Source organism: Butyrivibrio sp. NATIVEDY162, from assembly GCF_045999815.1.
GTDB lineage: Bacteria > Bacillota > Clostridia > Lachnospirales > Lachnospiraceae > Butyrivibrio.
This window is the reverse complement of sequence record NZ_CP172573.1, coordinates 1,997,849-2,010,874: the sequence shown is the minus strand read 5'-3', so window position 1 is coordinate 2,010,874 and position 13,026 is coordinate 1,997,849. Positions and strand designations below refer to the sequence as shown.

Annotated in this window: 16 protein-coding genes; all 16 read left to right on the top strand. The window is 44.2% G+C overall.

All coding sequences use genetic code 11. From position 1 onward, the window contains the following. The first annotated feature begins 8 nt into the window (after positions 1-8). The gene (locus ACHCNF_RS08665) at positions 9-1,610 is read left to right on the top strand and encodes a family 43 glycosylhydrolase (protein ID WP_408069422.1); all 1,602 of its coding nucleotides are present in this window, start codon (positions 9-11) and stop codon (positions 1,608-1,610) included. A gap of 334 nt (positions 1,611-1,944) precedes the next feature. After that, the gene (locus ACHCNF_RS08660) at positions 1,945-2,715 is read left to right on the top strand and encodes a nuclear transport factor 2 family protein (protein ID WP_408069421.1); all 771 of its coding nucleotides are present in this window, start codon (positions 1,945-1,947) and stop codon (positions 2,713-2,715) included. A gap of 57 nt (positions 2,716-2,772) precedes the next feature. Continuing rightward, the gene (locus ACHCNF_RS08655) at positions 2,773-3,213 is read left to right on the top strand and encodes an Rrf2 family transcriptional regulator (protein WP_408069420.1); all 441 of its coding nucleotides are present in this window, start codon (positions 2,773-2,775) and stop codon (positions 3,211-3,213) included. A 54-nt stretch (positions 3,214-3,267) separates the two neighbouring features. After that, positions 3,268-3,888: a 4Fe-4S binding protein gene (locus tag ACHCNF_RS08650; RefSeq protein WP_408069419.1), complete on the top strand. Its 621-nt coding sequence runs from the start codon at positions 3,268-3,270 to the stop codon at positions 3,886-3,888. Between the two features lie 5 nt (positions 3,889-3,893). Continuing rightward, positions 3,894-4,697: a protein-ADP-ribose hydrolase gene (locus ACHCNF_RS08645; RefSeq protein WP_408069418.1), complete on the top strand. Its 804-nt coding sequence runs from the start codon at positions 3,894-3,896 to the stop codon at positions 4,695-4,697. Then, on the top strand, positions 4,681-5,676 hold the full coding sequence (locus ACHCNF_RS08640; RefSeq protein ID WP_408069417.1) for an SIR2 family NAD-dependent protein deacylase: 996 nt from the start codon (positions 4,681-4,683) through the stop codon (positions 5,674-5,676). Before ACHCNF_RS08645 ends, ACHCNF_RS08640 begins: the two co-directional genes overlap by 17 nt. A 275-nt stretch (positions 5,677-5,951) precedes the next feature. Continuing rightward, the gene (locus ACHCNF_RS08635) at positions 5,952-7,031 is read left to right on the top strand and encodes a DUF5688 family protein (protein WP_408069416.1); all 1,080 of its coding nucleotides are present in this window, start codon (positions 5,952-5,954) and stop codon (positions 7,029-7,031) included. Between the two features lie 93 nt (positions 7,032-7,124). Beyond that, the gene (locus tag ACHCNF_RS08630; RefSeq protein ID WP_408069415.1) at positions 7,125-7,331 is read left to right on the top strand and encodes a hypothetical protein; all 207 of its coding nucleotides are present in this window, start codon (positions 7,125-7,127) and stop codon (positions 7,329-7,331) included. Positions 7,332-7,335: 4 nt separating this feature from the next. Continuing rightward, on the top strand, positions 7,336-8,205 hold the full coding sequence (locus ACHCNF_RS08625) for a DUF6017 domain-containing protein (RefSeq protein WP_408069414.1): 870 nt from the start codon (positions 7,336-7,338) through the stop codon (positions 8,203-8,205). Positions 8,206-8,221: 16 nt separating this feature from the next. After that, a complete protein-coding gene (locus ACHCNF_RS08620; protein WP_408069413.1) occupies positions 8,222-8,632 on the top strand; it encodes a hypothetical protein in 411 nt (136 codons plus the stop codon). A gap of 10 nt (positions 8,633-8,642) precedes the next feature. Continuing rightward, positions 8,643-8,978, top strand: a complete 336-nt coding sequence (locus tag ACHCNF_RS08615; RefSeq protein WP_408069412.1) for a DUF7768 domain-containing protein — start codon at positions 8,643-8,645, stop codon at positions 8,976-8,978. Positions 8,979-9,018: 40 nt separating this feature from the next. Further along, the gene (locus tag ACHCNF_RS08610; protein WP_408069411.1) at positions 9,019-9,519 is read left to right on the top strand and encodes a PcfB family protein; all 501 of its coding nucleotides are present in this window, start codon (positions 9,019-9,021) and stop codon (positions 9,517-9,519) included. Further along, complete coding sequence (locus tag ACHCNF_RS08605; protein ID WP_408069410.1) at positions 9,516-11,279, top strand: VirD4-like conjugal transfer protein, CD1115 family; 1,764 nt, start codon at positions 9,516-9,518, stop codon at positions 11,277-11,279. The genes ACHCNF_RS08610 and ACHCNF_RS08605 overlap by 4 nt, the downstream gene beginning before the upstream one ends. Before the next feature lie 127 nt (positions 11,280-11,406). Then, complete coding sequence (locus tag ACHCNF_RS08600) at positions 11,407-11,619, top strand: Maff2 family mobile element protein (RefSeq protein WP_091687645.1); 213 nt, start codon at positions 11,407-11,409, stop codon at positions 11,617-11,619. Positions 11,620-11,691: 72 nt separating this feature from the next. Further along, the gene (locus ACHCNF_RS08595) at positions 11,692-12,558 is read left to right on the top strand and encodes a VirB6/TrbL-like conjugal transfer protein, CD1112 family (protein WP_408069409.1); all 867 of its coding nucleotides are present in this window, start codon (positions 11,692-11,694) and stop codon (positions 12,556-12,558) included. A gap of 18 nt (positions 12,559-12,576) precedes the next feature. Continuing rightward, the gene (locus ACHCNF_RS08590; protein WP_408069408.1) at positions 12,577-13,002 is read left to right on the top strand and encodes a PrgI family protein; all 426 of its coding nucleotides are present in this window, start codon (positions 12,577-12,579) and stop codon (positions 13,000-13,002) included. Positions 13,003-13,026: the final 24 nt, after the last annotated feature.

The following is a 13,026-nucleotide window of genomic DNA, read 5'->3' as shown; positions in this document are numbered from 1 at the left end:
GAGGGAATATGTTTACACTCAGAGTATTTACAAGAAAACCGACAGGTAAGAATTACCCCGCAGCGCTTGGAAACAGTGTGCATTTTGCGGTATGCAGTGACGGGAAGGAAACAGTCCTTAACCAGGATTACGGTATTTTATTTGCAAAAGCAAAGATAAAGGAAGACAACACTCTGGATGAAAGAGGGATACGTAATCCGCTTGTGGTTAAAAAAGACGACGGGTATGTTATTTATGCCGAAGTGATCGATAAGGAAGGACAGCCGGTTGCGTCAGGAGAAGAAAGTATCATTGCCTGGAGTACAAAGGATTTCGTTAACTTTGAAGAATGCTCTGCGGATGCTGTTGGTCCTGAGGCTTCTGAAAGCATAGAGCTCCCGGATGAGCTCTTTCCTGCTGTTAGTGAACGCTGGATACCTTTGGAAGTTAAGAGTGTTTCCGTACCCGAAGATGTAAGGGTTGATTCCCTTAAAGAATTAAAGGATATCCGTGTCAGAGTTATCTATTCGGACGGATCGGAGGATCTTAAGCCTGTATACTGGAGCATCGAATCTCTTAGAGATATGGGAAACAGAAGGTACAGGATAACGGGACATATGCAGGCGATAGATACCGGTTTTCCGTTAACAGTGGGACTTGCAGATCCGGTGATCTTCTTATACGAAGGAAAGTGGTACTATATAGCAACGAATGATAACGTAAACGATATAGGTCTATATGTCAGATGTGCGGATACCGTTGACGGATTATTTACAGATGATGTCGAGACAAAGATAATCCTTGATTATGATGAGGAAAGGGGACTCTGTCAGACATTCTGGGCTCCGGAATTCCATGTGATAGGCGGAAGGCTTTATATACTGTTTGCCGTAAGCAATAAAAATTGGGGGCCCCAGTGCCACATGATGCGTCTTAAGAAAGGCGGGAATATAATGTGTGCGGAAGACTGGGAAGATCCCATACGTGTAAAGAGGATGAACGATCACTTCCTTACAGAGGACGGTATCACACTTGATATGACGTATTTTGAATCGGCAGGAAAGGCTTATCTGGCATGGTCGTACCGTTATGGTATCGGAACGCCAAAGGATACGGGATCCATGCTCTATATCGCAACCACGGATCCTGAAAAGCCCTGGGTACTCACATCAGAACCGGTACTTTTATCAAGGCCTTTATACGGCTGGGAAAATCAGTCGGGTACTATCAATAATGAAGGACCTTATGCATTGATATCCGGGGATACGGTATATCTTTCATATTCAGGTGGTGATGCCTGCGGACCGGCTTATGTTGTGGGATATCTTAAGGTAAAAGTCGGTGCGGATCTTCTGGATATCTCTTCCTGGAAAAAGGAGCCTACGGCAGTTCTTCATCTTCAGTCTGTAGAAGGTATACTTGGACCCGGCCACAATTCATTTTTCTATGATATGGACGGCAGGCTGATGATAGCCTATCATGCCCAGGAAAGAGATAAATACAACTGCCGCTGCAGCGCTTTCCACAGGGTACATCTGTCTGCATCGGGCTTTCCTCTTCTTAATGTGGTGGGTGAAAGAGATCTTCCTGCAGAAATGTCAGATGTCGAGATGGAGTTTACGATACTATAAAAAGGTTGTCAAACCGCAGATCCATTTATATATGGGATTCGTTTTTGAAGAAATGTGCCGTTATTATACGTTAGAGAAAGGAATACAGGGTGCATAGCAAGTTATACCGGAAGATAATGATTTACCTATTATTGAATAGTTGTTTTGCTTTAAATCCAGGTGTTTATCTGCACCTGGAAATTTTTTTGAAAAAATTTTGATGTAACCATTGACATTACAATAAAACAATGCTATATTAACATCATCAGATGCAACCGCAACGGTTACAACAATGAACTTTTTAACATTCGAGGATAATTACCTCGCAGGGCAGAGCCCAGAAAGGAAAATAATCATGACAAATAAGGAAAAAGCATTAGCACTCATCGGAACATTCGTATCAGGAGATACCGCAAAGGCAAAGGAACTTCTTGCACCAGGTTATATTCAGCATAACCTCGCATTTGGAACAGGGGCAGATGCATTTGTAGCAGCAGTTGAAGGACTTGCACAGGCACCTGTAAAAACAACAGTTAATAACATTCGTGCATTCGAGGATGGAGATAAGGTTTTCCTTCAGACAGTATATAATTTTGCAGGAGCAGGAGAGCAGGTCGGATTCGATGTTTTCAGATTCGATGCAGACGGTAAGATTGCAGAGCACTGGGATAATCTGGCAGACAAGGCAGCTCCTAATCCTTCAGGACATACTCAGATTGATGGAACTCTTGAGAAGAAAGATGTAGACAAGGAAGAGACACGTAATGTTGTTGCCGGATTTGTAGGCGATGTACTCCGCGGGGAGAATCCGGATAAGCTTACTTCATATTATGACGGAGACAAGTACATTCAGCATAACACAGCAATAGCAGATGGTCTTTCCGGTCTTGGAGCTGCACTTGAAGCTATGGCTAAGCAAGGTATTTCGATGGTTTACAACAAGACACATATGGTTCTTGCAGATGGAGATTATGCTCTTGCCTGCTCGGAAGGAACCTTTGGCGGTGTACCTACAACCTACTATGATCTGTTCCGTGTTGAGAACGGATTTATCGCAGAGCACTGGGATGTAATGGAGACAGTAGCTGATAAGTCTACATGGGCTAATGAAAACGGAAAGTTTTAATGTAACCATTGCAACTACATCTGTCACGAAGTAAAATGATGGCAGGAGGAATTAAAAATGCAGATATCAAGCAGATTTACGGTTGCACTTCATATTTTTACATGTGTGGATACATTTAAGGATGAACACAAGGTAACGAGCGATTTTCTTGCAGCCAGTATAAATACGAATCCTGTCATCATTAGAAAGATACTTACTCAGCTTAAGAACGCAGGGCTAATAAATGTTATCAGAGGAACAGGCGGAATAGAGCTTACAAGAGAGCTTAAAGATATAACTTTTTATGATGTGTATCAGGCAATTGAGCCTTTGGAGGATGGAGATTTATTTAGATTTCATGAATCACCAAATCCAGAGTGCCCTGTTGGTAGGAATATCCATTCGCTATTGGATGATAAATTGAAAAACATCCAGGAAGCGATGGAAACAGAGATGAAAAAATACACTCTTAATGATTTAAGATCCGGAATGCAGGAACTGTTGGCAAAAGAAGCTTAACAATGAGACTCTGAGGTGTTTGCTTCAGAGTCTTTTTTTAGAAGGATGTGGAATATGGAAACTAAGGAATGTCTGAAATACATAGTGGAAGAAATCCATACAACTATTGTGGCAACGGTAGATGATGAAGGACTACCTGTTACAGCTGCTATAGATATGATGGATTATGATAATGACAGTTTATATTTCCTTACAGCGAAAGGAAAAGGATTCTATGACAGACTGATAAAAAGACAGTTTCTTGCGCTTACGGCGATGAAAGGTGAGGATACCATGTCAAGTGTTGCAGTATCCATCCGTGGTAAAGTAAGAGACCTTGGACATGACAAGATACCGGAGCTATTTAAGAAAAATCCATACATGCATCAGATTTATCCGACGGAAGAATCCATGAAGGCACTAACAGTGTTTCAGATATATGAGGGAACTGGTGAGTGGTTCGATCTGTCAAAGAAACCTATAGAAAGGGCATCCTTTACCATTGGAAAAGTAGAAATAAGGCATGAAGGATATTTTATTAAAGATGATTGTATCGGTTGTGGGAGCTGCTTATCAGTCTGTCCCCAGAGTTGTATTGTCACAGCCAGGATTCCGTATGTCATAGAGCAGGAACATTGTCTGCACTGTGGTAATTGTATGAGCGCCTGTCCCACCGGGGCGATAATTAGGAGATGAAAGCTATGTCAAAGAATACAAAACAGGACGAACGTCTTAATTATCTTGTAGAAGAGTTCAAGGCAGATTCAGATGAATATAAGGAATTACAGACTCCAAATAGTACGGAAGATAAAAGACGAATCTTAAGGTCGCTTATGAACATCCGTATGCCAAAAGAATTGTCCTCTGAAGTAATGAAAGTACAGGATGAATATTTATTAGAGAGAGCGGCTGAAAAGGGTGTGGTGAATCTATCAGACATCCCGGTTATCAGGGATGGACTTTCTATCTGGCAAGGAGATATCACAAGACTTTCGGTGGATGCTATTGTTAATGCAGCTAATTCGCAGATGCTCGGTTGTTTTGTCCCGATGCATACATGCATAGATAACTGTATCCATACTTTTGCAGGAGTGCAATTAAGAGCTGAGTGCTACAAGCAGATGAATGAACTTCGAATCAGATATGGAAGAGACTATGAACAGCCGACCGCCGTTCCAATGCTCACTGAAGCGTATAATCTTCCGGCAAAGAAAGTTATTCATATAGTAGGACCAATTGTCCAGTACAAACTTACTCCTGAATTGGAAAAGGATTTGGAGAACTGCTATAGAAACACTTTGGATATGTGTGCTGAAAATGGCCTGAAGAGCGTTGCTTTTTGCTGTATTTCAACAGGGGTATTTCATTTTCCTAACAAAAAAGCAGCTGAGATTGCCGTTGAGACTGTATCAGAATGGCTCAGTGATAATCCTGGTAAGGTAGAAAGGGTGATATTCAATGTTTTCAAAGATGAAGATAAGGCCATTTATGAAAAACTTATATGATGATATGCCGAACGGTTATCAGGAAACAATAAATAAGGGGATGAGTGCCGTGAGATACTTTAGTAGAAATATGTCCTATGGTAAGGGAAGCAAAGAAGAGCAAATAAAAAGGCTTTTGCATGAAATCAAGGAAGCAGATGCAATTGTCATTGGAGCAGGAGCGGGACTATCAACATCTGCTGGCTTAACATATAGCGGCAAGCGTTTTGAAAAATACTTCTATGACTTTGCCAAAAGATTTGGAATAAGAGATATGTATTCAGGTGGTTTCTATCTGTTTCCGAGCGAAGAAATACGCTGGGCCTGGTGGGCAAGACATATTTATTTTAACAGATATATTGATGCTCCAAAGCCAGTGTATAGGGATCTTCTTAAGATGGTTTCCGATAAGGATTATTTTGTTATCACAACAAATGTAGATCACCAGTTTCAAAGAGCCGGATTCGATAAGAAAAGATTGTTCTATACTCAGGGTGATTATGGTTTGTTTCAGAGCGTGAATCCTGCTATTCAGAAAACCTTTGATAATGAAGAGTGGGTAATGAAAGCTATGGAATCACAAGGTTTTGTAAGAGATGATCAGGGAGTATTTCAGGTACCGGTTGATGGTAAGCTACTGATGGAAATTCCTTCTGAGATGATTCCAAAGTGTCCTGATGACGGCTCTGATATGACTATGAATTTGAGAGCTGATGATTCTTTTGTCGAGGATGGAGGATGGCATAGGGCATCTGCGTCATATTCAGATTTTATCCGCAGACATGAAAATCTTCATGTGCTGTATTTGGAGCTTGGAGTAGGTGCTAATACGCCCGTAATAATAAAGTATCCGTTTTGGCAGATGACGCTGGCAAATGAAAAAGCGGTATATGCCTGCTTAAACTATGGTGAAGCCTTTTGCCCCGGAGAACTAGAAGATAGAAGTATATGTATTGATGGTGATATTGGGCATTATCTTGCAAAATTATTAAAAAAGTAGGTTTTCGGTAGGTTTTTGGTAGGAAAGTGGTAGGTTTTGAGTATTTTATTCTCAAAATAAGTGTGTTATATTTACAATGGACAAAGCGAACGGGGAAAACAAAAACACCCGAGCCGCCGAGTCCATTTTCTTTTGCAAAAGAATACCGGTAATGATGAGCGTCAGATCACGACTTCGAAAGAGGTTGTGAGCCTGGCGCTTTTTTCATGCCATCAACCCAAGGCCGAGGATGACGATCCGGAGCCGACACAAAAAGCGAAAGGATAAAACACACTATGGATTATGAATCATTCAAAGAGAAGTTCGTAGAGGACTTAAAGGACAGGCTTGATGAGCAGGGCGCTGATGTAAAGGTTTCGGTCAACACCGTAAACAAGCTCAACGAAAGCTACGAGGCTGTAACGGTCACGCCGGAGGGCAGCAACATCGGAGTGAACATCGGGATCGACAAGTTCTACGATGCGATGGAAAACGGCAGATCCTACGATGAAGTCGTAGATAAGGCCGTTGAGGTCGTGAACAGCGGCATCACTCAGAGACCTGACTTCGATATCGATTCCTTATCTGATTACTCTCAGATGAAAGAGAAGCTTGCGATGGAAGTTGTTTCTGCGGAAGCCAATAAGGAGATGCTTGAAACCGTACCTCATCAGAACATGGAAGATATGGCGGTTGTATATCGCTTCGTCTTAAATTCCGATGATGAAGGCAGAGCATCCATCCTGGTTACCAACCAGCTGCTTGAAAACATGGGCGTTACTCCCGAACAGCTTCACGCTGATGCGATGGAGAATGCGCCTCAGATCAAGCCCGTCGAGATCAAGGGCATGAGCGAAGTCATGGCTGAGATGATGGGAGTTGAGCAGGCTGAGATGATGGGACTTTACCCGGTGGCTCCTGAAGATGAGAAGATCTTCGTTGCAACGGTACCCGACAAGGTACACGGAGCCGGAGTTCTTGCTTATCAGAACTTCATGGATCAGGCAGCTGAAAGGGCAGGCGGAGACTTCTACATTTTACCCTCGAGTATCCACGAGGTCCTCATCGTTCCTGATAACGGGGAGATGGGGCTTAAGGATCTTGAGGCGATGGTAAAGGAAGTCAATGCGACTCAGGTTGCTCCTGCGGATAAGCTTACCGACAGCGTTTACCACTATGACAGTCAGGCAAAAATCTTCGAGCTTGGAGAAAAGTTCGTAGCACGCCAGGCTGAAAAGGAGGAGGAACACGCTGAGGAGAAAGGCGAGAAGTCCGTTCTTGGTGAACTGAAAGCCAAGAAAGAGGAAGTCGCAAAGGCTCCTAAGAAGGAAACCATCGATAAGGGTGCAAAGGCCAAGGGCGGCGAAGCGCTCTAAGCAGAAACCAAAATCAAACGTTTGAGGCTTAAGGCGTCAGGCTGTGGGAAGTTCCCCGGCTTGGCGCTTTCTTTATGCCGGAAAGGAACAGATATGTCAGATAAATGTTATACGCCGGTCATTGCCGGATATGGGAATTTTTATACTTCGGTTCTCGGTAAACCGATCCCGAACGCACATCCCAGCAACTGTAAGCATGAGTGCCCTTACGGGAAGGACAGAGCATTTTGTTTTCCCTGCTACGCCAAGATCATGAACGAGCACAGGGCAGCCAGAAAAGCAGCTACTGAAGGAGTGTGATGCCATGCAGTTCGACTACTTTTATCCGGAGGAGTCGGAAAACTATGTATTCTACAGAACTCCCAAGGTTCTTTGTACGGATAAAAGATTCCGGGGACTGTCTTCGGATGCAAAGCTTTTGTATGGAATCCTTTTGGATCGGATCCAGCTTTCCAAGAAAAACAGATGGATCGATGAAGAAGGACATGTATATGTCTATATGACTATAGAAAGCATTGAACAGGCTCTCGGCCGCTGTCATCAGAAATCATGCAAGGTCCTGAAGGAACTTGTTAATTTCGGTCTTGTAGAGCAGAAGAAGCAGGGGCTTGGAAAACCAACAAAGCTTTATGTGCATAACTTTGGCCGGGTATGGGATGCAAACCTACAGAAGTATGAAACACATACTCACGGAAGTATGCAGGACATACCTGCGGAAGTATGCGACTCATACTCTAATAATACTGAGATAAATAATACTGATATAAGTGATATCAATCCTATCCTATCCGGAAGGGATGTGGATAAGGATGAGAGATCCGACTATCGTGAATACCTTATAGAGCAGCTTGATATGGCTGTTTTGTATGAGCGGTATCCGTATGACAGGGAGATCCTGGATTCCATCCTGGACATGATGCTGGATGTGATCTGTTCCAAGAGAAAGACCATCCGTATTGCAGGAGATGATAAGCCTGTTAATGTAGTGAAATCTCAGTTTATGAAGCTGAATGGTATGCACGTGGAATATGTCATGGGATGCCTTAAGAATAACCCTACAAAAGTCAGAAACATCAAGCAATATCTGCTTGCAACTATCTATAATGCTCCGCTTACCATGCAGAGCTATTACCAAGCCTGGGTCAACAACGATATGGCCGAAGGCAGAATCTAACAGGAGGAAAGATCAATTGAAAACACTGAATGTAACCATAGAACTGGATCCGGTAAATGACGGAGCAGTATTTGCAGAAAACAGATTTAAGAAGAAAGAGGAAGGAGCCCTGATCATCGGGACCAACGGTGAAAAGAGGATCGCCGGTGCTTCGGAGGCCCAGCGTATTCTGGATATACTTGCCGAGGTTGGTCATGGAGAGTACATGGGTAAGACCGATTATCTCATGATGATCAACGGAAACAAGATCCTTAAATTCGGTACCGGTGAATGCTTTATCGGCTCCGCACTCATCATGAAGTATGACGGAAAAGGCTTAGGCTTTTTATCCGGTGACGAGTTCGATGAGGCAAGCAAGGAATTTGAGAGCAGGCTGATCACTATTGTTGCAGACGGGCAGGAGTTTTCTGCCTATGAACTTTTATAGGAGGTGCACCATGAGCAGAACGATACCCAGAGCATATGTTACGGCTGCATGGCCGAAGAACCGCGTCGATGCGGAAGATATGGCAAGGAAATACTGTGGCGAGCTGGTAAAGGCAGGATACCTTCCTTTGTGTCCGGTACTTGCATTTTCAGGGATCATCGGAGAAGACGATCCGGATGGCGAAAAGAAGCGTCGCGAGATGTCGGAGGATCTTTTAAAGCGTGCGAGATTTCTCGTTGTCTGCGGAAAGAAGATCAATGATGATGTCCGGGCTGACATATCTGTTGCCAAGCATTCCAAGGTAATTCCCACAACGCTTGATGGCGTTTTGGAGTGCGGCGAATAGTGAAGCAATAGTGAAGAATTAGTGGAAAGGAAGTGAGAGCGTGAATGAGCAGGTTTCAGATCAGACGGTACGCTTAGCGGTGAGAACCGGCAAGGTGACACTGCGGCTACTCTTAAGAGCTCTGGCTGCCTGGCATCGAAATCATCAGAGAAAAAAGGATGTAAACCGAATGGCCAAGGATACTCCTCATGGCAAACAGTCCGTAAAAGAACTTGTTGGTCAGGGGCAGGGTGTATCCAGCATGGAGATTGGTGATTCAGGCATCAGGGATTTTAAGAAGATCGCCAATAAGTATGGTGTGGATTTTGCGATCGTTAAGGATAAGGATGTAGATCCGCCTAAGTATACCGTTTTCTTCAAGGCGAGAGATGCAGATGCGATCACGCAGGTTTTGAAAGAATATGCGGCAAAGCAGACCAAGCGTAAAAAGGCAGCCGAGAAGGAACGCCCGAGTATCCTGCAGAAACTGAAGAAGTTCAAGGAAAAGGTGGCATCCATGCCTCGAAAGGATAAGGAAAAACGGAAGGAGATGGAGCGATGAAAAAGATAAACATAAAGAAGCTCATAATCCTGAATATCCCTTATGTGATCGTTGGGCTTGTGGCAACCAATATCGGAGAAGCATTCCGAATAGCAGGAGGTACCAATGCCTCGGAAAAGCTGCAGAGTGTTATCCTGGAGGGATATTTCGGAACGGCATTTTCCAATCCGTTTCCGAGCTTTCATCCGGTGGATCTACTCGTAGGACTTGCTATCGGCGGGATCCTGAGACTGGCGGTGTATATGAAAAGTAAGAATGCAAAGAAGTTTCGGCACAACCAGGAATACGGCTCTGCCAGGTGGGGGACACATGCAGACATAGAACCTTATATGGATCCTGTGTTTGCAAATAACGTGATCCTGTCACAGACAGAGAGACTGACGATGAACAATCGTCCGGCTCAGCCCAAATATGCCAGGAACAAGAACACGTTAGTTGTCGGTGGATCCGGTTCAGGTAAGACAAGGTTTTTTATCAAACCCAACCTCTTACAAATGCACAGTTCATACGTTTTGACTGATCCGAAAGGCACGGTTTTGCCCGAGGTCGGAAATGCACTTTTAAAGCATGGATACAGGATCAAGATCTTCAATACCATCAACTTTAAGAAGAGTATGCATTATAATCCATTCGCATATGTACATGACGAGAAGGACATCTTAAAGCTCGTCACCACGCTGATCGCCAACACAAAAGGCGAAGGGAAAGGCGGAGACGAGTTCTGGGAAAAGGCGGAAAAGCTGTTATATTCAGCACTGATAGGTTATATCCATTATGAAGCGCCGGAGGAGGAGCAGAACTTCTCAACCTTACTTGAAATGATCAATGCGATGGAAGTCAGAGAGGATGATGAAGAGTTCAAAAATCCTGTAGACCTCATGTTTGATGAGCTTGCGGAAAGAGATCCGGATCACTTTGCAGTAAGGCAATATGCCAAGTACAAATTAAGTGCCGGCAAGACGGCTAAGTCTATACTCGTGAGCTGCGGTGCAAGGCTTGCTCCCTTTGATATAAAGGAGCTTCGTGAGATCACTGCATACGATGAATTACAACTTGATACCTTGGGAGATAAGAAGACAGCACTGTTCTTGATCATGTCGGATACAGATGCGACCTTCAATTTCCTGATCAGTATGGTGTACACCCAATTATTCAATCTGTTATGCGAAAAAGCAGATGATGTGTACGGTGGGAGACTTCCGGTACATGTGCGGTGCCTTATCGATGAGGCAGCTAATATCGGACAGATCCCGAATCTTGAGAAGCTTATGGCTACCATCCGTAGCCGTGAGATATCTGCAGCACTTGTGTTGCAGGCGAAATCGCAGTTAAAGGCGATTTACAAAGACAATGCAGATACCATCATCGGTAACTGCGACTCCCAGATCTTTCTGGGCGGCTCTGAACAGACGACTCTTAAGGACCTCAACACTACTCTTGGTAAAGAGACGATTGACATGTATAACACGGGGGAGACCAGGGGAACGAGTCAGAGCTACAACATGAACTACCAAAAGTTAGGTCATGATCTTATGAGCATCGATGAACTGGCGGTCATGGACGGAGGCAAATGTATTGTCCAGGTCAGAGGCGTAAGACCTTTTCTATCGAGTAAGTATGACTTAACACAGCATCCAAACTATCCGCTCACAGCAGATGCGGACAAAAGGAACACATTCGATATCGAAAAGTTCCTGAATCACAACTTAATATTGAAACCTGATGACAAATACGAAGTCATCGAAATCACCGAAGAATAAGGTCTTCTCCACACGGAGAGGGCCTTTTCTTATACGGCCGTATCGCGGAAGGTCAGTCGACGGGCTTTCTGCAAAGAACACGTAAACCAACAAACAAAACAAAAACATTTTATGGAGGATTAACATTATGGCATTTTTCAACAGCGCAGTAGGCGTACTTCAGACTCTCGTAGTAGCTCTTGGTGCAGGTCTTGGTATCTGGGGAGCGATCAACCTCATGGAAGGTTACGGTAACGATAACCCCGGCTCTAAGTCCCAGGGCATGAAGCAGCTCATGGCCGGTGGTGGTGTTGCACTCATCGGTATCACTCTTGTACCCCTTCTTTCCGGACTTTTCTGATAAGAACGTAAGAGGAAGATGCGGAGCCGGGAAATGAAACCCGGCTCCCGGGAACAGAACAGGAGGTAACAAGTGGACAGCATACTTCAGTCAATCGAGGACTGGTTTCGCGAGCTGCTTGTTTCAGGCATTATGAGCAATCTCACCAATACCTTTGACACGGTAAATGCGCAGGTGGGTCAGATTGCAACTGAGGTGGGACAGACTCCCGCCAACTTTTCACCGGCGGTCTACAACATGATCCGTACTCTTTCCGAGAACGTGATCATGCCGATCGCCGGCTTGATACTAACTTTTATCGCCTGTTACGAGCTGATCCAGCTGGTCATCGGCCATAACAATCTGGCAAACTTTGAAACTTGGATCTTCTGGAAGTGGATCTTCAAAACCTTTGTAGCAGTAACCTTGATAACTAATACGATGAACATCACCATGGCTGTATTTGATGTGGCGCAGCATGTGGTTTCCCAGGCAGGAGGACTGATCGGCGGAACTACAGCGATAGACGGCAGCACGCTTGCAACGATGCAGAGCAACCTTGAAGCCATGGACATCGGGCCGCTTTTATCAATACTTTTACAATCCTTTGTGGTTCAGTTTTTGATGTATTTATTGTCGGCTCTGATCTTCGTCATCGTATATGCACGTATGATCGAGATCTACCTGATGGTATCTCTTGCACCGATCCCTTTTGCAACCTTTGGCAACAGAGAGCAGAGCATGATCGGACAGAACTATTTAAGGTCACTGTTTGCATTGGGCTTCCAGGGATTTTTGATCATGGTGTGTGTAGGAATCTATGCAGTGCTTATCCAGAGCGTAGCATTTTCGTCCGATATCATCGGATCCCTTTGGGGAGTCATGGGCTATACGATACTTCTGGCATTCACACTCTTTAAGACCGGAGCGGTCGCAAAGAGCATACTCCACGCGCACTAAAAGAAAGGAACTAACAATATGGCAGCATCATACATATCGGTGCCTCGTGATCTTACGAAGGTGAAGAGTAAGGTGATGTTCAATCTGACAAAAAGACAGCTGATCTGCTTCTCAGTGGCGGCACTCATCGGGGTGCCGTCATTCTTTTTGATAAAGCAGATAGCTTCTACAAGTACGGCAGCTATAGGAATGATGGTCATCATGATGCCATTCTTTTTCCTGGCAATGTACGAGAAGAACGGACAGCACCTGGAAGTCATCTTAAGACATTTGATCGAGGCGACTTTTGTGAGGCCCAAGGAAAGGCCTTATAAGACAGACAACAAATATGCAGCGCTGAAACGATTTGAGGAAGCGGATCAGGAGATCATGGAGATCATCATGTACAGCGAGGCAATGAGACCGGAGAAAAGGAAAGGAGGAGACGATGTTTTCGATTTTTAAGAAGCAGGAAAAAAGAGAGATCAA